We start from the raw sequence: 22,779 nt of genomic DNA, 5'->3' as shown, positions 1-22,779 counted from the left end.
CTCGCCTGGTCCATATGGCGAAGAAGAAGCCAAGCTCGAGCCCGCATCAGCCATTACAGACGCCGAGGACATCCTGAAGTGTCGTTGCAGTACTAGATGGCGAATTGCGTCCATGACGGCCCAAGCGCGGTACGACACGCAGTGGACGAGCCTTTCGGCCTCCGACGTCGGCGCCCCACACCGCCGCACACGCCTGTTCCTCGCGGCGTGGCCCACCCACCCCGCGCGCCCGCGACGGCAAGGGCCGTATCGGGCGCGGACGCGACGCCCTCCCCGATGTCGTCCAGGCCCTGACACCGCCCACGGAGCACACCGACGGCGATGCCCCGACGACCGGCTCCGACACGGCCGCGCGCAGGAACAGGGCGTCCGCGCACGCCCGTCGACGCCTTCTACCCACGCCGATCGCCAGCGAGGGCACGAAAGGCTCACCCCGCCAACGCGGCGGCCTCACCAACGCCCTCTCTCCTCGGACCCCTTCGGCACCGCGCACCCGAACCGCCCGAACACGCCAACCGCCCGGCACAACACCGACATCGACTGGGGCCCGTACGAACCCGCAATCCGCCACTGGGAAACCCTCCTCCACCGCCCCGCACCCACACCCACCCGCCCCGGACCCCGAGGCCCCAACTCACCCCCGAATTCGTCGAATGGCTCATGGGCCTCCCACCCGGACACGTCACCCACACCCCCCACCTGACCCGCACCGCACAACTACGCATCCTCGGCAACGGCGTCGTCCCCCACCAGGCACGCTGCGCACTCCACCACCTCATCAAGGACATGCACGCCGTCGACGGGGCACACGCTCCACCCACCCACGCGGACATGTGAGCCGGGGACCGACCGTCGTCACCGGATGCCCGAGCCCCTGCTCCCGGTGCGGGTGTTCACGTCGAATCCGCCTCGGACCCGTTCGCGCGTCCGGGCCGTCGGGGCCACGGCGGGCCGTGCCGTGTGGCCGGGTCGGCTGGCCGGCTCGCCGCTCGTACCGACACCCACGGCTCAGCCCTGGGCGAAAATTCGGGTTTGGGCAGGTTGCCCCTATTGAGGCACATAGCGGAGGTTCCCGTGAAGTCGCCGTGGACCAGGGCCTATGGAAACCGGCCGACTTCGACGCCAGAGCCCCCGGAACTATAGATATCGACCTCCGCACGGCGCCCGCATCGCCGCCGCGCCACGGGACCTGGCGCAGGCGACGGCCCACCCTCGTCATGCGAATCCCGACGCCCGGGCCACTCGGGCCGGTGACCGCTCTCGCGTCAGGGCCCGGACGACGGCGCGCCCGCAGGGGCGCCTGCGGGACGGCGCAGGGCGAGCACCGGAGGCAGGGCCAGCGCCGGAGTCAGTGCTGCCGCCGCTACGTCCACGGCACGGGGGTCGACGCCGACGGCGGCCAGTGTCGCGATCGTTGCGATGCCAGCGGCAACTGCCAGCGCATACAGGGCAATCGAGCGCATCGGCAGTGTCCCCGGGACCGGTCGCGGGCCCGGGGTCGGAGTGACGCCGGCGGGCAGGAGCCGGAGTGGGTCTCCGGCGTCGAGGGCCTCCAGCAGACGCACGACCTCGCCGGCCACCTCGTCGACGCCGGCATCTCCACGCAGGACCGCGCGCACCTTGTCCTGGACCGCCTCGCCAGCCCTGAACGCCTCCGAGGTCGACTCGCCGCAGATGAACGTGCTCGGCCCGTAGGCGAAATGGGCGTGGGCGACGAGGGCCGTCTTCAAAAGCTCGGCCTGCTCGACGAGTCCTCGGGTCGTCGCGATCGTGCGCTCCGTGTGACGGCGTCCGCAGGCGATCACGGTATCGACCGCGACCCATCTCAGGTACGCCTCCGAACGGCCGCGCCGGCCGGCGATGCGATCCGTCCTGATCAATGCGAAGCCGACCACCAGGAGCGGATAACTGGGCAACACCACCTCCACCGCCATGCGGGAATGCTGGTCCACCATCAGAACCAGGATCGCGGACGCCGCCACCGGCACGAGCGCAGTACCCGCGACGAACAGCGAGAACCACCACAACCCTCGTTCGGCCAGGTACCACTTCCGCAACAAGTCCCTCCGCCACGGCACCGCCGTCCGCCCGGGAACGGCCATCGACGTCAACTCCGCCTCGGCCTCGGCCACCTTGCGACCCACCGCCCGGTCGGCGTCGTCCACGGCACGACCCATTCGCCCCAGAACACGCCCCGGGCGTCGACGACTCGACCCCACGAGAGACAACACGTCGCCGATGAGCCACAGGGGGAACGTCACCGCCCCCACGCCCCACACCACACCCCAGACATACACCACGGCCATGCGCACGCGAGCCCACGCTCCTTTGCCAAGACAACACCGCTGCCACCCGACCGCGCTGCGCAACCCCGACCACGGCCTCCATTCGGACCGGGACATCCGCGTGAAGGGTTGCCAACTCCACTTGTAATGAGGGAAGTTGTATCCGATCCGCAGGCGCACCGGCGGAGGATCCGGATCGTCCTCGGCCCGCGAGGCATCACACCACCGGGCCGACGGGGCACGCGCGTACGGCTTCGACGTGCACCTCGGGTGCAGCCAACTACGGGCACCGGCCTGCGAACCCGTCACAAACCCGCGGGACAGCGCACGCAGACGACCGTCACGGCGGCTCTCGGCCGGACGCGGCAATGAACTCTGCCCTCTGCGGAGCGGCTTCACGGTTCGACACACTTCGTCGTGACCCTCCCGCGACGCCCGAGACGCCAGGGCCCACCCCCACGCCGGGGCCGGGCGCCCGCCCCCGGGGCAGCGGGCCACACCCGCGCAAGGGCCCGTTTCTTCTCGCTGCGGTCCCCACGACGCGTGTCTTCGGGGCAGGTCCCCCAACGATCCCCCGCCGCGGCGACGGGGAGCGAAGAGTGGAGGTACCGTCCCCACCCGCCGCTGCGGACGCCGAACCCGGCGGAACGCGTTTCACGGGCGGGTCCGACGACGACAAGGCGGATGCGACCCATGCACCACGCCCCGCGATACCGGGCGTGAACACGCCCACCGCGGAACGGGTTTCGAGGGATGCGGCGGCTGCGGGGCTTCGCCGCACACGTCGCATCCCGCAACCCCCACGGATCCGCCGTGACCTCCGCGCGTGGCGCGCACCGACGTCCCCAACACCGGTCGCCTCGACCCGTCTGACCAGCCGCCGAGGCCGACGACACACCACCCTCGGCCACCCGGACCCCACCGGTCGGACCAACGCGTCTCGGCCCTGCACACGCACACACGCCGGGCGCCCACTCCCCCGGACCGATCCGGCGCACAACTGCGCGAGCCGCGACCGGATCCCGCCCTGCCTTGCACCCCGAAAGGACGAACACACCATGCGCCCGCCCTCCGACACCCGGCCGCCCGAGCCCGATCCACAAGGGGACTTCGAAACCCGCGCAGAGCCGCAGCCACCACGGCCCCTCGCCCGGCGGAGTCCTTCACGTCGGGCATCGTCCACCCCGAACCCCGCTCCCGGTCCGGTCGAGCACGACCTCGACCCGCAGCGTCCCGGGACTGCGACAGCCCTCGCGAACAACCCTGCCACCCGGGCCGCGTCGGACGAGGACACCACGCCCCCGGTCGCCCCGGAGCCGATTACCGGGCCCTCCCACGCGGACCCCCGTCATGCGCTGCCGACCGCCGCCGTCCCCCTCGTCCGCTCGGCCTGTGCGCAGGAGGTGGGCTCCACCGCCTCGCGTCGCGCCCGACCGCGGGCATGGCTGCGCGCCGTGGCCTGGCTGATCACCACGCGCTCGCACCCCCGGGCCGGGGCGACCACCGCCCGCGTCGCACGGGACCTGGCCGCCCGCATGGACCACCACGAGGGAACCGTGATCTACGGCCTCGACACCACCGCCGAGCGCCTACAACTGTCCCGCGCCACCGTCAAACGACACGTCGCGATCCTGCGCGAACTCGGCGCCCTGGCCTGGCACATCCACGGAAGCAGGCGCAACCTGCACAAACCCGACCGCCCCTACACCGCCACCGGCACCGTCTACGCCGCCACCGTCCCACCCGCCTACGACCACGCCCACGGCCACCGCACCACCGGCCACGGATACACAGCCCGCCTGATCGGCCTCACCTCCACCGCCCGGGCCCGCATGGCCGCAGCCGCGGTTGCGGCCACACGCCCGCGAAGCGAAGCCGCACCCCCACCCCACCGAGGACGTACGATCCTGCCCTCGCCGCGCCGGACGGATCCGAACACCCCCACCGCAACGCGGAGTCACAGGCCCCGCCATGCGCCCCCTTCCCTGAACACACCCACTCCCCCGTTCGGGTCTCGGTCGATCAACGGGTTCAAGAACACACGCACGCCCCCGAACACGGCGACGACCGCAGCCCCGTCCACCGCGACCACGATCAATCACCCGGGGACGGGCATCCGTTCACCCCTGCGGGTCGCCCGCGACATCCGCATCGCCGCCACCGTCCGCGCCCGGGTGACCTGGACCGCCCACGAATCCCTACGCCGCCTGGCCTGGGCCCTGCGACCCCTGATCGACCGCGGACTCGACGCCACCCGCATCGCCGGCGAACTCACCGCATGGCACCTCGACGACTGGCGCCCCCGACACCCGGCAGCGTTCATCACCGCACGACTGCGCCGCGAGGCCGCTCTCGACGCCCAGCACGACGCCGAACGGGCCGCGGCCGTCCACCCGACGAGCAACCCCGCATGGCGCGCATGCATAAACCGGCTGTTCCCCCCGCCCGCCGACCCGACGGACGCACCACCGCGCACCACCGAAGCACGCCGGGCCGCCCGCGCCGCAGGACGCCACGACCTCGTCCGCGTCATCGAACACCTCGAACACGACTTCACCGACGCCCTGGACCTGTACGGAACCGACCTCACACGACGCGCAAGCAACCTCGCCGGCTCCCCCACCATCCACTGGCACACCCACTGACCCCAAACTCCCACCCGACGAACACCGCACACCCACCGTGAAGGACGCGTTCGACAACACCATCGCGTCGCTGGTGCTGCACTGCGCTCAGGGCTGGGCCGCTCCGCGCCGAGATACAGCGCGACGACCACGTGAACGGCACCTCGTTGTAGTCGTGACGCGACTGCGGGCACCGCAAGGCGTGTGGAGCGGAGACCGTGAGGCATCCTTCTCCGTCGCATCCCTGCCCGGTATGGGTCGATCGCGTACGGCATTCGTCAAGGCAGACCGGTGACCGGAGCTCCTGGCAAAATCGGCGCATGCTCATTACGCCCCGGCCGGGAACCGACCGCAGGAACATTCGGGACGCTCTCAACAACGCATACACCACCGCCGAGAACCTGCGTGGAAACCCCGACGGGAGCGCCTACTCACGGCTGCTGCGCTACCTCACATGGGCGACGGACACTGCCGGCGCGTTGCGCCATCAGATCAGCGACGCGGACATCGACCAGCTCGTCCTCACACGTCGCTATCACGTTCTTTTGGGCGGCTGTGGATCATTGGCCGGAACTGCTCAGGAGAGCTTGGTCAATGGGCTGGTGGACCTCGAACTCTTCGAACGCGTCCGCACCATCGCCGAGGCGCGGCAGGCGTTGGAGGCCCGGATAGGTCGCTGGAACGGTCTCGAGCACTTCGTGGTCGCGGACTCGAGTTTCTACTGTCACAACCCCGAGAAGCTGGCCGACGTCGATTTACACGCAGTCTTGGGTTTGGAGAGTCGTGAGAGTGTGCGTTTGTTGTTCCCGATTGCGGTCGTGGACGAACTCGATGCGTTGAAGGAGTCCGCCAAGCAACCTGCACGCTGGCGTGCGTCGCACACGCTCGGCCTTTTGGACGAACTCTTGTCCGGGGGTACGTTCGGTGTGTGGCGTGAGGCCGCGGCGCTGGAGGGGGGTGGCGTGGGCGGGGAGGTGAACGTCGAGATCGTTCTCGATCGGCCCGGGCATGTACGCCTGCCGATTGCCGATGACGAAATCATCGATCGGGCGGTCGGGATCCAGTCGTTGGCGGCGCGTCCGGTGCGGTTGTTGACGTGCGACACCGGTCAGCACACGCGTGGGTGTGCAGCCGGTCTACCGGTGACGAAGATTCCCGCGAAAGCTCCGGGCCCGGAACCCGAACCGCCGGCTTCCAACGAGCCCGGGAGCGGGACGCGGGCGCAGCGACGGGAGCGGCAGCGGACGACGGGTGGTGAGCCGGCGCTCGTCAAGGAGCAACGTTCGTAGGGGGCGTTGGCCGGGCGTGCGCAAGCGGCGGGCCCGGGAAGAGTTTCCCGGGCCGTCGATCGCCAACGCCGCCACATGCGTGGAGGCCACTGAGCTTGTTCTTCAAGGTCGGACCCGGCATACGGCAGCGGGTCGCCGGTGTTGCCCCGAGCAAATCCGATGGCACCAACTGCCTCAGGTGACGAGACTGCACCGGTGAACAGCCTGCCGCCGGTACCCGATCCGCCCCCGCTGCCGGTACCGGATCCGCGCGCCCGTCATGTCGTTCTCGACTATGCGGGTATGCACGACCTGGTTGCCGACCTGGTTCTGCCCGAGGGCGCGTCCATGTACGTCATGAGCGCCTTGGAGACCTCCCGCGAACTCATCCGGCACTCCTACTATCGATACGAGTTCGCCACCGTCGCCGTCATGCATTCCTTGTGCGCCCTGGAGTGCGTACTCGCCGAGCGCCTGGCCGTCGACAAGCCACTCCGGGACCTGATCGAGCGGGCCGTCGAGGCCGAGCTCATCGCTGCCGAACTCGCCACGGAGCTCGACCGCAGCCGACTCCTGCGCGACAAACTCGTGCAAGGCATGATCAGTGCCGAAGTCAGCCCGGTCATGGCCGTCCACCTGGTGCGTGCCGTCTTCGATGCCATCGCGCCGCTCCTTCGTTCGCCGGCTGCGGCCAAGGCAACAGCGGCCGACATGAGCGGAGCACGGCCCGAGAACCGACTCGTCCGGTTGTGGAAGGAGCACCTGCGCGCACCGTTTCCGGCAAGCTTCCGCGGCGTGGACGTCGAGAGCGTCGACTTCGTCCTCCTGGACGCCGACATTGCCGGCCTCGTCCAGACAGAGTTGAACGGCGGCCTCGACGACAACGGCATTGCCACCCTCTGGGCACGCATCGCCGACCTCGACACGGATTCCGAGCACGAGCACGGGCACGGGCACGACACCGATCCCGAGCCCGGGACGCGGGGCTGAGCACGACGACGGTCGGTCGGCGGCAAGTGCCGGCCCACCGGCCGTCGTCGGCGCTCTCGGCCTCGTCTCAGGTCGGGGGGATCACTGCGCCCGACGCGGTCAATTCGATCAGCTTCGCGCGCCCGGGCACGTCGAGCTTGCGGTAGATCCGGGTGAGGTGTTGTTCGACCGTACTCACGGAAAGGTAGAGCCTGCGGCAGATCTCGCGGTTGCTCATGCCGGCCGCAACCAGTCCCGCGACCCGTAGTTCGGCGTCCGTGAGGACGGATCTCGTGCCGCGTCCGGAGTAGAGGACGCCCGTGAGGTCGAACCGGGTGCTCTCCTTGAGCAGCCGCCGGGCGAGGTCCTCGTTGGCACACGCCGCGGCGATCTCCATCGTGCGCGCGGCCGTATCGCGGGAGCGGATGATGTCGCCGATCGCGAAGTATTCGTTGCTCAGATCGGCGAGGGCTCGCACATGTTCCAGCCGGTGTTCCGAACCATCCAGCAGCGTCACGGCTTGTTCGAGCAGGCCGAGTCGCTCGCCGCCCTCGACGGTGCCCGCGAGCAGGCGGGTACCGATACCGCGCAACGCGGCCGACTCCTCGGACAGCAGCTCCAGGTGCCGCGTGAACTGCCGGCGCGCGTCCCCGACGCGTCCTTGTCCGAGGTACGCACGACCGGCGCCGAGTCGCCACGGGATCAGGGCGGGCGCGTCGAGGTCGCACGCGAGCGCGAGTTCACCCGCGCGCCGGAAGTCCGCGAGGGCGGACCGGGTGTCTCCGATCGCCAGGAGGTGATCGCCCCGCGCGCACAGCAGGTACAGCTCGAAGGGTGTGGCTCCGATGGCCTGCAGCTGAAAGCGCGCAAGCAGCCGCTCGGACGCCGCGTACCGGTCGAGGACGGTGTTGGCGCCGACGAGGATTCCCATCGGGTATCCGGCGGCCATTCCCCAGTTCGGGAACGGCAGTAACTCCAAAGCGGTCGACGCGAGTTCCGCGGCCTGCTCGGCATGTCCCCGCCGCAGCACGATGTCCGCCCGAATCGCCACCAGGATCGCGCGCAGCGTGTGTCGAGGGTTGTCCTCCCTCATTCCGGCGATGAGGTTCGCGCAGTAGGATTCGGCCAGCGACAGCCGCTCCACGAGCATCAGGGCCAGCAGCGCGGGCATCGAGCGGTCCACCGCCGCGTCGTTGCCGCACTGGACACCCTCCAGAACGTAGACGGCGGTCTCGCACACCGTGTTCGGGGATTCCGACCGAACGGTAGTACCAGCGCGGAGACCGCGCGCATCCGGGAGTCGTCGGCCGAGGCGTGCTCGGGCTGGGGAAGTCCGACCAAGAGATCGTGGCCCGGATCGGCCGCCATCGGGCCGATCAGCCGGAGCCACGTGTGCATGGTCCGCAGATGCAGCAACTCCGCCGCATCGGTCCGGTCGACGTGTTCGTCCAGCCAACGTGCGACGTTCGCGGCCTCGGGGTAGCGCCGCTCCCAGACGAGTTGGGCGACCAGTGCGAAGGCGTCGGACAGGTCCAGCCGGCCGCGGTACATGGCGCGCTGCAACGGTCGGAGATGACTCGAGGCGGAGGACGGGCTCGTCAACCACTTGAGCCGGACGAGGGCCACGAGGGCGGTGATGGCCGCCCTGCCCGCCGCGATCTGGTGGGCCCGCTCGGCACAGGTAAGCGCACGGTCGGCGTCACCCTTGGCCAGGGCTTCCCCGGCCGCCTTGATCAGGACGGGACTGATCCACGTCTCCGCGACATCGCCTGCCGCCAGCACGTGTTCCGCGATCACGGACGCTCCGAGGCCTTCCTCGTGCAGCAGGACGGCGACGCGGAGATGCAGGTCGGCGCGGTCGGTCCGGGTCGTCGTGTCGACGGCGATCCGCGCGGTCTCGGGTATTCGGAAATCGCCGGTGTGATCGAGGATGCCGACGGCCGCGAGCGCTGCCATGGCCCGTTCCACGAAGGCGGCGTCGCGGTCCGGGCCCAGTAGCTTGCGCAGGAGTCGGCGGCTGCGGAGTCGACCGAGCACGGCCCAGGCCCGCAGCACGGTGCGGGTGTCGTCATCGAGGCGATACAAGCAGGCAGACATCGATTTTCTGAAAGCATTGCCCGCCTTTGGTATATCGGCGGTGTCGCGGTCTCGCCCAATCCGCACGGCGTCGGTTAACAGCGCATCGAGCAGGAGCGGATTTCCGCCACTGGCCCGAAGAAAGGAAAGTGCCCGAGCCTCGGGTAGGCCAGATAATCGCAACGCGGCGGAAACACCCGGCAGGGTCAGTCCACTCAGGCACAGGGTGTGGCTGCGCGGACTCCGGGCGAACTCCACCTGGATTTCCGACAGGTATGTCGGATCCGTCGTGCAGACGCCCAGCAAAAGCATCGTGCGACACATGCGGCTGCGGCGCTGTAGAGAAAGCACGAGTTCCACGGACACGCTGTCGGCCAGATGGAGGTCGTCGAGACAGATGACCACCGTCCGGTCCCTGGCCGGCGCGAGGAGATCCGCACACAGGTGCTCGATCGCGGCCTTCCGCGCCCGCGGGTCCTTGTCATCCCACGCGGCGGCGTACTCCCGTACCTGCGCCGCACACCGGAACAGAGCCCCTCGCGAGTCCGCAGGCTGCGTCGACGCCATGGCGTTGCCCAGCAGTTGCCGGATCAGCCCCAGCGGAATGTCGTGCTCCGTTTCGGCCGCGGTCGCGGCGAGTACGAGGGTGCGTGTCGTGTCGACGGACCGGCAGAACTCTTCCATGAGTCTGGTCTTGCCGACGGCGACCGGCCCACTGATCAGCACGGCGCCACCGACGCCGGCCGCGCAATCGTCGAAGAATTTTCGGAGTTCCGTCAGCTCTGCGGCCCGCTCAACCAACTCCACGAATCGACCTCCCGTTTCATATCAGCACTGCCGATATCCGGGGAAAACCGGTGCACCCGGACGGCTCGGCCGCGCGAGCTACCCCGTTCCAAGCACCGACACTCCTGCTGCCTCAACATCATTTGTCGTGCAACGGAGAAACGCTCTTGCGACGGATACCATGCACAGATTGACCTCGTTGAATGAAGGGAAGGTGAACAACTATCAAAGAGGGCCGCCCGTGCGGGTCTCGCCCACCAAAAGCCGCTCGTCGCCCGCGGACCGACAACGTCGCACGGAAGGCCCCGGCGATACCGAATTCCGACGTTCCGGCGTCGGGATTCCCGGCGTAAGGCCGCAACGAGCCCCGGTGCCGAGGAGATCTGCTCGGGGAAATGGGCCCCGGGGTTCCACTGGCGGTGGTTTGTTGACTGCGGGTCAGGGTCGCGGTATGCCGATAGGAGGGAACGTCGCCTGCGCCTCGGGGGGGTTGCGATGACCAAGCGTGTACCCTGTCCGCCCGCACCGGGGCCGTTGGAGGCCTATGCCGCGCGTTTCGACGACCTCTTCTCGACGTTGGCACAGCGCCGCGGGTTCCGCGAGTACCTGGCCGGGCTGTTGCTGCCGAGGGACCGCAACAAGACGCTGACCTGCCTGGCCGGCACGGAACCCGTGGTCGGTGCGCAGCATCCGGCGGTGCAGCGGCTGCAGTTCTTCCTGTCCGAGTCGACCTGGGACCACGAGCGGATCAACGCCCGCCGCGTGGAGCTTTTGCTCGCGGATCCGGCGACCGCACCGCACGCGGGCGGGGTGTTGGTGATCGACGACTCCGGCGACCGCAAGGACGGCACGGCGACCGCGCACGTCGGCAAGCAGTACCTGGGATCGGTCGGGAAGATCGACCGCGGCGTCGTCACGGTGACCACGTGTTGGGCGGACGAGCGCCTCTACTACCCCCTGCACGCCGTTCCCTACACACCGGCCCACCACTTCCCGCAAGGCAGGAACGACCCCGACTTCCGCACCAAACTGCGGATCGGGGCCACCCTGGCCCGGGAAGCGAAGCAGGCGGGGGTGTCCTTCCGGGCGGTGGCCGCCTACTGCGCCTACGGCGACCAGGACGGCTTTCGCAGCGAACTCGCGGACGCAGGACTGCCGTTCGTGATGGCGCTCAAGCCCGGTCACGGCGCCTGGAGTTACAAGGATGCGTTCAGGCCCACCGACGCCGCCCGCGAACTTGCCTGGGCGGGCCCCAACCGCCCCGGCGACTGGACCGCGGTCACCCGCACCTTTCGCAACGGAGGCACGACCACCTGGTGGGCCGCCGACGCACGACTGGGTTGGTGGGGCCCCGACGGCACCACCCGCCTGGTGGTCGCCACCACCGATCCGGCCACCCTGCCCGCGCGATCCACCTGGTACCTGGCCACCAACCTGCCCCGGCCGGGATCGCCCCGCGAGGCCACCAGTCGGCCCCGGGCCGCCGACCTGGCCGAAGTGGTGCGCATATACGGGATCCGTCATTGGATCGAGCAGAGCTACAAGCAGGTCAAGGACGAACTCGGATGGGCCGACTTCCAAGTCCGCTCCGACACCGCCATCCGCCGCCACCAGACCCTGGTCAACTGCGCGTTCTCGTTCTGCTGGGACACCTGGTTCGCCCCGCCCCCACCCCCGCCCGTGGATGCCGAGGAGTTGGAACCGCACCACCCAGAGAGGGGGAACTCCCACGTCCCACCAGCCCCGAACGGCCTCCTGGCCCCAAGCGAGATCCGGGCGGTCCGTGGCTGGTTGGCGCCCTGGACCACGCTGCAACGCTACTGGCGGGCATGGTCGACCAAGCCCCCGCCCACCGAACTCCGGAACCTGATCAACACCCTCGGCACAGGAAGACCCATCGACCTCTACACCCCGGTCTAACAAACCACCGCTATAAGTACGGCCCGCATTGACGAAGCCTGCAGCCAGATCTTCGGGCCGGACGGTCCGGCCGACGCTACCTACCTGTGCGGAACCAGGGTCAAACCGGTCGGGTGGTTGGACGGACGGGTCGAGTTCTTTCTCATCGGAACCGACCGCCAGGTGTGGCACAGCTACCAGTACAGCATGGGTGGGCCATGGTCCACCTGGGGCACCCTCGGCGACAGCCACGACGTGCAGAACGGCGTCGAGGCGTGGTTCTCGGACGGGGATCTCGTCGTGCAGGTACTCGGCGGAGACAACCGGCATTGGTGCAACGTCTACAGCGGCGGCTGGAGCAATTGGCACATCTGCACCTGATCGGTCAGCCGCCGTATGCGAAAGCCCCGCCCCGTGCGGGGCTTTCACGCGCCCCGGGCCACGACCTGTCCGCCGACGAGCGGACGCGGCCAGCCACCGACGGAGCGATGTCGGCCTTCGGGCTCGGTCGTCCCACCAGCCGAGTTCGGTGCCGAGGCGTTCGATTTCGCGGTCGGACTCGGCGACTTCGGCGAGGAGCGGGGCGAACGCCGCGCGGGCCTGCGCGGTTGTCGAATCCGCACGTGGTGTACGGCTTTTCGTCGAGACTGAACGATCGAGGCGGTCGAGTGGAAGGGGTTGTCCATCGGGGTATCTAACGCTCATTTAGACGCACAAGCTATGTACAACAACCCGCGAGTTCTCAACGAAACCACCACCTTCCAGGCCAAACCCTCCACAGCCCTCACCCGGACGCGCCACGAAACGTTCCCGCCCAGACCGCAACACTCCAGCCCACACCACCACCCACACACCAACCAACCGCCCCCGGGCCACAACACCCGTCAAGTGCGTCATAATACTGACATGGAAAAACTTAGTCCCATTAGGGTAACAAGCCTTCGGGATTTCCTGGTTTCCTGGTATGGAAATCCCGTGCGCTCACCTGGCAAATCCCTCGGTACCGACAATGCAATCCCGCGCGCTCTTCGTGAATGGCATGAACTTGAATCTCTATTTGGGCGCCCGTTGACTTTTCAGAATCATGCCGTCAAGCCTTCTTGTTTGCGATTCGAAAACGGGAAGATGGTATTCTGGACGGAGAATCAAGGATGCTTCTCCTGGGCCGTCGGAAGATCGGGAAACAATCCCCCGGTACTGAATAAAGAATCTGACGAGGAAACCTCGATCTGGCACGAGACGGGTGAAGTACTCTCAGAATTTCTTTTGCATGCAGCTCTTTTTGAGGCAATACACGGCGCCCCGATCAAAAAAACTGGAACCTTCACTCGGCATCAGCACTCAACCTTTTCTCAGATTTTCAATTACTCCATCCAGCTCAACTGGAAGTATCTCGAGAGCTCCACCGTTATCCGAGCCAGCGACAATGTGTTGTCTATCTCGAGCGGTACCGGAAATCGGTTCGAAGCCACCGTTGCCTGTCGAGACAGTAGGCATTTTTCCACGCTACCGAAGTTCATTCAATCCTGGGAAACGATCCTTCACGGCCATGGTTGCACAACAGAACCTCTACCAGCATGGGCTCAGCCATCGAAGTAACCCGGTGTACTATGAAAAGCCCACCCGCCGACAGCTACACAGGGTCTTGTCGCCTCGCTCCGGAGATCGGGAATCGAATCCCCGACAATCTTTGGGAACAGTGCATGCAGCATCCACACAGTACCTTCAAGAATTTCGACCGATTCTTGCATCTGAATTGACACGCCTCCAAACGACAACATCGGCCTTCAATGCCTAGCCTCGGGGACGGGTCGTCGGCTTGCTGGCGACCCGTCCCCGCTGTTACGGACGTTGATTCGGTTTTCGGGTGTGGCAATGGCCCGATTGTCGTGTCGGGTGGGTGCCGGGTTTCCACGTCCCCGGGGGTTTGTCACGGCTCGTTGGGGCGGTTGGGTCGGGTGGTCAGGTGGGTGCGGCGTGAGAGCGTGGAGGCGGGTGATGCCTTCGACGATGTGCCCGGTTCAGGGCCATCGCTCCGGCAGGCGAACGATGACCCGTCGGCCGGTGTGGACCAGGCGGGCGCCGGCCGAGAAGAGGCGGAACCGGTGTTTCTTGATCTCCCACGGCCGCGTGTCCCCGGTCAGGGCCAGCATCTACGTTTATGCGAGCAACTCGCATGCGAGGGCGACGGGTTCGCACCGGAGTTGGTTTTGTGCGAAGCCCTGCAGGGGGAGGTTCCGCAGGCCGGTGACGCGGGCCTGGCGGATGCGGTCCTCGGCGCGGGCGCGTCGTCGGTGGCGTAGTTCGAGGTCGGCGAGCTGCCCACCCGCCGTGTTGGTGACGAAGGCGAAACAGCGGTTGCCGTCGACATCGGTGATCCGCAACTACGCGCCGAGGTACGGGCGTTCCTTCCGCATGATCACCCGCATGCCCCTCGGCCACCCCGACGGGTCGAGCATGTCGGTAACCTCCACGCACCCTCGCGCGGGAGACCCTCGGCGTCGTATGCCGGCGTCCACGCCGCTTTCGGAACGCGAAGGATCGCCGCGTGGATCGTCTCGGCAATCGTGAACCCGACCGAGTACGAGAGCCACCGGCCGCGCCAAGAGAGCCACGCGAGGAACTCGTGGGTGCCATCCGCGGAATCCGTCCGTATCAGCGTCCCCCGGCCCCGCCGGTGCCGTTTCGGGACCTGCGCGAGGACCTGTCGGGTGACCTTGAAGCACCCGCTCGGGGTATTCGACCCGGCGCTCCCGGGCCGCAACAACACCGCGAGCGGCTTACCGGATCCTTGCGCCGTGGTCGGCGAACGCCCACACGGGTGGAACCCGAACGTCTTCTTCCACGTCGGGTGCGCGCCTTCCATGTCGGAGTGCGCGGTGACCAGGACTCCATTGATGTCGATCGTCCACCGCCCGTCCCCGAGCGGCGACGCTGTTCCGGACAGGTTCCAGGCCACGTTCCCGGGACGCCGCGCGAGCGGCCCAAATCACCCGCACAGCCCTCGGCCCTGCCGCGGCCAGCGCTGTGAACAGGCGCGATACCGTCGGATGGACGCCACCGGACCGAACATTCCCGGCTGATCCCGCCGGACATCGTTGTCGGAGAGGCAGTCCCCACCCACCGCGAGTGTCATTGGGAAATCCAGGACCGCCTCCCCCGGGTCATGGGCCGCCCGCGTCTTGCGCCACGATGCGAGCGCGCGACGATCCACGATCCAGCCCGACCACTCGGGCCGTCTCCGCGAGCAACACCCCACCGGCCTGCGAGACGACGCCCGTCCCACCGGGCTCCACGTGGACACGCGGATACGAACCGCTGTTATTCTTCACCTAAAAAGTGCCTCCCGATCCGCAGACGACAGAGCTTTCGATAAGCTCAATCGTCCCACGTCACAGGTGCTTTCGCTTTTCAGGCCGCATGACAGACGCCGCACCTCGTGAAAACCCGAGGCTAGTTGTGGTCCCGAAGGCAAACCTCATACGCACGCCTCAGTCGCCAGCTTAGTTATCGGCTATCGGGCGTTCTTTTGCCATCTGCTATCTTCCTTCGAATTTCTGTGTACCGAGGGGAGATTGTACCCATAGCTCCGTTCCAGACGGCAGCTGGTCCGGCAGAGTTCTTCGACAGTAATAACAAACACCGCCTGGATTATCAATCCGGAGAACTGCCTGAGTGATTTCAGGGTGCACTCTGAGTATACTGGCGGATTGCGTTTCGACGTGAAGAGCGTTTTGTTTCATCGTCCCCGGCGGCAGAAAGAACCCCTCTACAACCCTGCCGGTTTTCCCATGTACCACCCCGGCCGACCCACTGTGCAACGGAAATTGCTCCACGCGAAGGTCAAGGATACCCCGCGTCGGTGGATTCCAATCGGGGTTGCGATAGCCTCCCTCCGGAAGCCCGAAGACATCGCATAGATTGACATTATGTGCGAGAAGGGATGCACTTCCGGTCAGCACGTAATAGGTGTGGTCGACATCAACCGTGAGATCGTGAGTACGCCGTTGTTCATGGAATGGTCGGACAACACCAATCCGAACCCAAGTACCTGCCGAGGTTTGCAGCCATTGGCCGGGCTTGAGGTCTCCTGCGTTGATCCACTGTTTGAGGTCGGGGGACCAGAAGGGGTGGTTCGTGGTGGCGATGATCGAGGCGTCGTCGTTGTCGGTTTCGACGGTGAGGTCGACGAAGTCCTTGTCGTCTTCGGTGGTGATGGAGGCCAGGACGGTGCGGGGCTTGGTTTCGCCGGTCTCCGGGTCGGTGGCCAGGACGACGTCGCCGGGGGCCACGTCCTCGATGGGCTTGCGGGTGCCGTCGGCCATCAGGACGCCGGTTCCGGGGACGAAGCTGTGGGTGCCGCCGCAGACGCGTTGCGCGACCTTGCCGCCGACGATGCCGGCCGCTCCGCCCGCTACACCCCAGGCTCCGCCGGTGACGGTGTCCATGGTGGCGCCGAGGAGGCTGTGATCAGCGTTCGGGTCGAGGGTGTTGTTGAGGTATCCCGTCGTCGCGCCACCGATGCCGGCGCAGATCAGGACCGACCCCGCCGCGATGCCGCCGGTGGCGGCGGTGGCGGTGCCGGCGGCGAACAGGCAGCCGCCCTCGGCCAGGACGCCGCCCGCGATGGCGACTGCCTCGCGCCAGTGGTCCTTGGCGAACTTGGTGGCCTGGCTCGTCTTCTTCTTGGTCCAACCCCAGGCTTTTTGCAGGCCGTTGCGGTTGTCCGGCTTGTTCGCCTTGGGTTTGGGTTTGTCCATGCAGTAGTTGACGCAGTGGGCGGTGCCGCCCGGGGCGGTGGGCGATGTGGTGGTCTGGTCGGTTCCGGAGCCGCCGCAGGACATCACGTTCCCGCAGTAGACGGGCGGCACGTCCGGATCCGGATCGCAGGCCATGACGTTGCCGCAGTACTTCATGCCGGTCGGGTCGGACAGCGTCAGCGGGTTGTTGTTGCTGTAGGTGTAGCCGTGCATCTGGCCCGCGTCGGCGAGGTCCATCACGGGGTCGACGCTGATGAAGCGGCCGAGGGTGGGGTCGTATTCGCGGGCGCCGACGTGGGTGAGGCCGGTTGAGTCCATGGGCTTGCCGAGGAAGCCCTTGTCGTCGGGCCATTGGCCGCCTGCCTGGGTGGGTTGGGAACCTCTTGGCTCGCCGAAGGGCTTGGATTGGCGGCGGGTGGCGGTGAGGGTGGTGGCGTCGATGGTGCTGACCGGGGTGCCGTGGTGGTCGGCGGCCATGTAGGCGATGGCGCCGTTGCCGTTGCGGACGACCGCGGTGCCGCCGGTGGTGGTGTAGTAGCGGGTACCGACCACGGGGCCGGATTGGTCGGTGTTGGTGGTGAGTTCGTCGGTGCCGAGGTAGAGGGTGGTCTTGCCGTTCTCGCGGCGGATGATGCGGTTGCCGTCGGCGTCGTGGACGTACTCGCTGGTGTTGGTCGCGGAGGCGACCTTGGCGAGTTTGTCCTCCTCGTTCCAGGTGAGGGTCTGGAGATTGGCATCGGCGCCCGGGCGGGTCTTGGTGTTGCCGGACTGGTCGTAGGTCAGGCCCGTGGTGACGGCCTCGCGGGTGCCGGTTTTGACGGTGACCGAGTCCAGGCGGTGGGTGCGGTCGGTGGGCTGGGCACCGGCGCGGTAGCCGTACTCGGTGGTGATGTTTTTGGTGGGGTCGTCGGTCGCGTCGTGGTCGACGAGTTTGGTGCGGTTGCCGACGACGTCGTAGGTGAAGGACTGCCTGTACGGGTCCGGGCCGCCGACCGTGGACGGGGTCGGGGTCTGGGTGGCGCAGCCGCCGATGCCGGGGACGCTGGGCTCGGGGAGGGTGGTGGTGCCGGCGGTGTCGGTCCAGGCTTCCTTCAGGCGGCGATGCCCGTCGTAGGTGAAGCACTGGGTGTCGGTGGTGGTGCCGTCGCGGACGGTCTTGATCGAGGTGACGTCGCCGGAGGGTTTGTAGGTGTAGGTGGTGTCGTCGACGCTGGTGGTGGTGGTGCCGGTCTCCTTGTCCCACTGGGTGTTGAGCAGGCGGCCGGTGGCGGGATCGTACGTGCTGGTGAACGCGGCCTGGCGGGGCTGGGCGCCCAGGGTGGCGCGGGTGTTGCGACCGAACGGGTCGTAGTCCGCCCAGTTCAGATATCCGCGCGCACCGCTCACCTCGGTGGGCAGACCGCCGTCGTTGTACCTGTACTCCAACCCCTCCGCGGGCAGGCCCCCCTGCGCCGGAACATCGGTACGCAGCGGGAGACCCAGGACCGGCTCGTACTCCGTGCTCGTCTGGTAGATCCCGGCGAGTTTGCCCTCGACCGAGGGGATGGTGACGCGAGTGCCGGTCGGCAGGTAGGTGCCCGGCTTGAAACCGGTGATCTCGCTGGTGTACTTCGCACGGGGTTTGCCGTCGACGTCGACGTAGCGGGAGGAGCCGTCGGCCTGGCCCTTCGCGTAGCGGTCGTACGTCCACTCGGCGAGGAGGTTCGCGTCCGCGACCGTGTCCTTGTACGACGCGGTCTTACGGCCCAACGCGTCGTAGGTGTACGCGAGTTTCTGGCCGCGGGCGTCCGTGGTGCCGATCACCCGGCCGACGAGGTCGTAGCGGGTGTCCGACGGGCCCTTGTCCGGGTCCTCGACGTGGGTCTTGCGGCCCAGGAAGTCGTAGGTGTACGTCCACGTGTTGCCGCCCGCGTCGGTGACGGTCTTCAGTTCCTCGCGCGGGGTGTACGTGTACGTGATCTTCGAGAAGTCCGTGCCGGTGGGGGTGCCGCCGTTGTACTCGCGCAGCTCGCCCGGCTTGCCGCGGGCGTCGGAGATCGACACGGTCGCGACACCGCCGGGCGGCGGGGTCACCCGCGTCTCGTCCGCGCCGGCGTAGGCAATCGACGTGCGCCACTGCTCGACGCCCTTGGACGCGAACACCTGGGCGGTGGTGCGGCCCATGCCGTCGTAGACAACCGCGTTCTGACCGGAGACCTCGTTGTCGTTGCCGACGAAGACGGACGTGTCCGGGCCCGATGTGCTGTTGAAGTAGGGCTGGTTGGTCTTGATCGGGCGGCCCAGGCTGTCGTGGAAGGTGTCCGTGACCACGCGACCGGGGTCACCGGTGGCGGTCGTCGACTGGGTCTGCCGCTCCTGGAGGAAGCTGTTCAGGATCCGGTGGGACACCGCGTACTTGTTGTTCAGGCGCAGGGTGCGGGTGGTGACCACCGACGGCCCGGTCTTGCTGGGGGCGTACGCGAACTGCAGGTCGGCGTTCTGCTGTTTGGTGTGCCCCGGCTTCCACACCGCGATCAACCGGCCCAGGACGTCGTACTCCTGCTCCACTACCAGACCGTTCACGTCCACGGCCTTGACCGGGAGGTTGCGGGCCCCGGCGTAGGTGGTGGAGGAAGTCCAGCCGGTCGGGCCGGTGACCGCCACCGTGGTCGGCAGAGTACCCGCGGCGGGGGTGTAAGTGGTCGTGGTGACCTTGTTCTCGGCGTCGGTGGCCTTGGTGACCCGGCCGTAGGCGTCGAACTCCGACTTGGCCGTGGTCACCCAGTTCGGCGTACCGTCCGCCTTGTAGTCCACCACCGCCTCGGTCGACGTCGTGTCACCGAGTACACCGAGTTCGCCGAGGGGCTTGTTGTCGTAGAGCGCGTGGGACCAGGCGTAGACGGTGTCCTTGGACGCGGTGGTGTCACAGGCACCGACCAGGGACAGGGTTTCGGTGGGCCTGCCGATGATCCAGGCTGCGGTGTTGTGCGCGTAGGTGGTCTTCGTGCAGTACTCCGGCAGGCCGTCCGCCTTGTCCGACACCGTCTCCGGGAGACCGTGGGCCGCCTCGTACGTGGTCGTTTTGGAGGTCTCGCGCCAGGTGGTGCCGTTGGCGAGGAGGCTGCGGGTGCGGGTTTTCGCGATCGCGGTGCGGCGCGCTTCGAGCGGGGGCAGGCCGCGGGCGCGGGCGTGGGTGGCGGTGACGCCGGACGAGAACGGTGTGTTCAGCGTGGTGGTGGCGACCGTTCCGCCGTCGCCGGTGAACGTCTTCGTCTCGTAGGCGAATCCGGCGTGTTGGTTCGCGTCGAGGATGCTCTGGCCGGTGGAGTCGGTGAGGGTGACGGCGCGTTTGGTGCCGTCCTTCTTCACGTCGGCGTCCATGCCGCGCAGGTAGAAGGCCGCCGTCTGGGTCACCGCGTCCTTGGGAGCGACGCCGGTGCGGGTGATGACCTGGCCGTAGCCGCGGTACTGGTTCCAGGTCCGGCGGTCCTTGCTCTTCGGCTTGGACGCCTCCTTGTCCTCGGTCAGCTCCGCGTCGTCGCGGTGCCAGGCGGCGCCGCCGACGTACTCGTAGCGCGTCGAGCGGTCCGGGGTCGTGGTGGCGATGTCGTGCTCGCTGACCTCGGCTACGGTGTACTTGTGGAACCAGTGCAGCACCGGCTCCGCGTCCTCGTCGAAGTTCCACCACATCGGGTAACACGCCTTGGAGTTGGCATCCGGCGTGGGCAACGCGGTCGGCAGGCACTCGGCGTCGTTGTAGGTGACCGTGGTCTGACCACCGGTCTCGTTCGTGATCCCCGTCAGGCGGCGGCGATTCATCGGCGGAGCGAGATCACCGCCCGCATCCACGCGGTTCGGCTTGAACGTACCGGCGAAGTCGACGGAGGGCACGTCGATCTTCCTGGTGCCCTCCCACGCGGTGCGGGTGATCGAATTCAGCCACAGCGTCGCGGACGAACCGTCCTGCGGATCCGGGTAGTCCTGATCCAACGCGAACTCGTCCACCGTCTGATACGTCGAACCCACCAGGGACTGCGTGGTGATCTTCGTCAGGCGGCGGGTCGAGAAGAACGACTGGCCGTACTCCGCGCAGGTACCCGTGGCGGCACACTGCTTGTCGACCGGGACATCCGGCCACTTGGCGGCGTTCGCCTTGGTCATCTTGGCCGGATCGCAGTCGAACCCGTCCTTCTTCAGGCACCGCTCCGCGGTGTCGAAGAGGATCTGTGCAGTCGGCTGGGTGGCGTCGGTGGTCTTGGAGCCGTATGTGATCTTCGCGAGAGTGCCGCCGCGCGTGTACTCGGTCAACGTGCCCGAACCGACCAGGACCGCGCCGCGCGTGTACCGGTTCGTCTCGACGTTGTACCAGTGGGTGACCATGCCGCCGCGCGGATCGATCACGTAGTCGAGGTTCCAGCGCCACGCCTGCTGGCACCACGACGCGTCGAAACCGGACGCCTGTTGCACGGCTCGCCCGGGTTGTTGCCGTAGACGGGCGCGGACCACGTCGAGTTCGTCGCCGGGTCCGCGTTGTTGCCGCCGGGCCTGTGATTGACCCCGAAGTAGTACTGCACACCATCGCCGGTCGTCAGGCGCCAGTACTCGCCGTTGTCGTCACCGTTGACCGCACCGGTGAACGGCTCGATGCGGGAGTCGTCGTCGCCCTCCAGACGCCACTTCGACGTGTCCGTGTCGTCCTGCACCAGCGTCGACGACTTGCCGTTCAGCGACAGCGTCAGCGAGTTCCGGTTCGACCAACACTTCTCACCGGACTTGTCCTGACCGTCACGCGCACACGAGTCGTAGGAACGCTCCACGAAACCCGGCGAATACTCCCAACCCTCACCCAACCACGACGCCTGATTGTTCGTCGACGTCGTACGACCGTCCACCGAACCCGAGTTGTAGGACAGGTTGACGGTGGGGGCGGCGCCTGCGAGCGCCGGCGGCACGGCGACGCCGTACGACCAGCTCATCGAACCGGAGTTGCCGCCTGCCGACCATGAGCCCGACGGGGACAGTGAGGTCGCCTTGTAGTCGCCGGAAGGGCCGGAAGCACCTGCGGTCAGGGCGAGGAGCAACGTGCCGGTCGCGCTCGTCGTGTGTGCGGCGGCGGGCACGTCGACGTCGGCGAGGACGCGGTTCTTCACGCGGTCGTTGCGTCCGCCCGCGATCGGGGTCCTGACGCGACAGGAAGGCACGTCGGGCGTGGTCAGCGCGCACTCGGGCATCGACACAAGACTCAGTCGCGAGGACCAGTCCGCACCGAACGCGTCCCGGAACCCCGCGTAGTCGACGCCGACTGTCACCTTCCCGGGCGCTGCGGCGGCGTCCGCCTGGCGGACGGTGATCAGGACGCCGTCGACGCCGGCCTTCTCGGCGGTGGCGTGATCGGCGACGGTGACCTTGATCCGGCTCGCGACGTTGGCCGTTGGTGTGCCCGGGGCGGCCTGGTGCAGGGGGCCGGGGCCGTTCGTGTCGGGGGTGGTGATCCAGACCGGGGTGCCGGGGGCGTTGCCGCCGGCGGGGGCGGCGAGGAGCGAGGATCCGCCCCGGGCGACGAACGACGACGTGGGGACGGCGACCGTCTCGGACTCGGCTTGCTTGGGCCAGGTGGTCGCGGTGGGTTTCCACGTGGCGCGGCCGTCGCCCTTGAGCGGCGTCGACTTCGCGACGCTCTCTTTCTTGCCACCCACGGACGGCGTTTTAGGGAGGTTCCCCGGTGACCAGGCGCCCGGATCCGGCGCGTTCTTGATCCAACTCGCCGCCTGGGCCGGGCCCACGCTCGCCGTCAAAGCCAGGACCGTCGCTCCCGCCACCAGGAGGCGGACCGAACGCGTTCCTTGTCCTCGTCGCGCTCTCGATCCCCACGACCAACGACCCATGACGAACCCCCACCAGGACGGCACGGGTCCCACGCCCGATCCGGCGAGAGACCACGGACGGACGGCACCGTACGCGCCAAATGCCTTGTGGGTAAAGAGAGTTCCCGTGGGTCGATGTGTGCTTCGTCACTACAACCCTGGCCACCCATCGAACGTCCTCGCCCTAACCGAATCACCCGTTGGGATCCATTGGCGACAATCCGTTCGCGCGATCCAACAAAGCGAGGACTTGTCGACACCATGACTTC

At 67.6% G+C, this 22,779-nt stretch carries 11 protein-coding genes and 1 pseudogene; 6 read left to right on the top strand and 6 right to left on the bottom strand.

What is annotated here, in order from left to right; translation table 11 throughout:
* Nucleotides 1–660: 660 nt before the first annotated feature.
* Nucleotides 661–837, top strand: coding sequence for a hypothetical protein (locus ACH4XV_RS36335; RefSeq protein ID WP_395796804.1), 177 nt, complete (start codon nt 661–663; stop codon nt 835–837).
* Between the two features lie 428 nt (nt 838–1,265).
* Here the strand turns inward: ACH4XV_RS36335 and ACH4XV_RS36330 are convergent, their stop codons facing one another.
* Entirely contained in the window at nt 1,266–2,465 is a 1,200-nt protein-coding gene (locus ACH4XV_RS36330; RefSeq protein ID WP_395796802.1) for a hypothetical protein, read from the bottom strand.
* A gap of 1,223 nt (nt 2,466–3,688) precedes the next feature.
* Here ACH4XV_RS36330 and ACH4XV_RS36325 point away from each other — a divergent pair.
* From ACH4XV_RS36325 to ACH4XV_RS36315, 3 genes are all read left to right on the top strand, one after another.
* Nucleotides 3,689–4,930, top strand: coding sequence for a cell wall protein (locus ACH4XV_RS36325; RefSeq protein WP_395796800.1), 1,242 nt, complete (start codon nt 3,689–3,691; stop codon nt 4,928–4,930).
* Nucleotides 4,931–5,229: 299 nt separating this feature from the next.
* Nucleotides 5,230–6,198, top strand: a complete 969-nt coding sequence (locus tag ACH4XV_RS36320) for a PIN domain-containing protein (RefSeq protein ID WP_395796798.1) — start codon at nt 5,230–5,232, stop codon at nt 6,196–6,198.
* A gap of 138 nt (nt 6,199–6,336) precedes the next feature.
* The gene (locus ACH4XV_RS36315) at nt 6,337–7,167 is read left to right on the top strand and encodes a hypothetical protein (RefSeq protein ID WP_395796796.1); all 831 of its coding nucleotides are present in this window, start codon (nt 6,337–6,339) and stop codon (nt 7,165–7,167) included.
* A gap of 67 nt (nt 7,168–7,234) precedes the next feature.
* Here ACH4XV_RS36315 and ACH4XV_RS36310 read toward each other — a convergent pair whose 3' ends face one another.
* Both ACH4XV_RS36310 and ACH4XV_RS36305 read right to left on the bottom strand, forming a co-directional pair.
* The gene (locus tag ACH4XV_RS36310) at nt 7,235–8,386 is read right to left on the bottom strand and encodes a LuxR C-terminal-related transcriptional regulator (RefSeq protein WP_395796794.1); all 1,152 of its coding nucleotides are present in this window, start codon (nt 8,384–8,386) and stop codon (nt 7,235–7,237) included.
* Nucleotides 8,296–10,029, bottom strand: a complete 1,734-nt coding sequence (locus ACH4XV_RS36305) for an AAA family ATPase (RefSeq protein WP_395796793.1) — start codon at nt 10,027–10,029, stop codon at nt 8,296–8,298. Before ACH4XV_RS36305 ends, ACH4XV_RS36310 begins: the two co-directional genes overlap by 91 nt.
* Nucleotides 10,030–10,503: 474 nt before the next feature.
* Between ACH4XV_RS36305 and ACH4XV_RS36300 the strand changes: the two genes are divergently transcribed.
* Nucleotides 10,504–11,928, top strand: a complete 1,425-nt coding sequence (locus ACH4XV_RS36300; RefSeq protein WP_395796791.1) for an IS701 family transposase — start codon at nt 10,504–10,506, stop codon at nt 11,926–11,928.
* Nucleotides 11,929–12,114: 186 nt separating this feature from the next.
* The gene (locus tag ACH4XV_RS36295; protein WP_395796789.1) at nt 12,115–12,288 is read left to right on the top strand and encodes a hypothetical protein; all 174 of its coding nucleotides are present in this window, start codon (nt 12,115–12,117) and stop codon (nt 12,286–12,288) included.
* A 1,640-nt stretch (nt 12,289–13,928) separates the two neighbouring features.
* On the opposite strand, the pseudogene ACH4XV_RS36290 reads toward ACH4XV_RS36295, so the two are convergent.
* From ACH4XV_RS36290 to ACH4XV_RS36280, 3 genes and pseudogenes are all read right to left on the bottom strand, one after another.
* Nucleotides 13,929–15,239 (bottom strand): annotated as a pseudogene (locus tag ACH4XV_RS36290) (IS1380 family transposase).
* Between the two features lie 207 nt (nt 15,240–15,446).
* A complete protein-coding gene (locus tag ACH4XV_RS36285; RefSeq protein ID WP_395796787.1) occupies nt 15,447–21,113 on the bottom strand; it encodes an RHS repeat-associated core domain-containing protein in 5,667 nt (1,888 codons plus the stop codon).
* Nucleotides 21,044–22,441 (bottom strand): hypothetical protein, encoded by a 1,398-nt coding sequence (locus ACH4XV_RS36280; RefSeq protein ID WP_395796785.1) that lies wholly within the window; start codon nt 22,439–22,441, stop codon nt 21,044–21,046. Before ACH4XV_RS36280 ends, ACH4XV_RS36285 begins: the two co-directional genes overlap by 70 nt.
* Nucleotides 22,442–22,779: the final 338 nt, after the last annotated feature.

Origin of the sequence: Embleya sp. NPDC020630, from assembly GCF_044334985.1 — a bacterium.
Classification (GTDB): Bacteria; Actinomycetota; Actinomycetes; order Streptomycetales; family Streptomycetaceae; genus Embleya.
The sequence above is the reverse complement of the archived record's forward strand: the minus strand, read 5'-3'. Positions and strand labels throughout refer to the sequence as shown.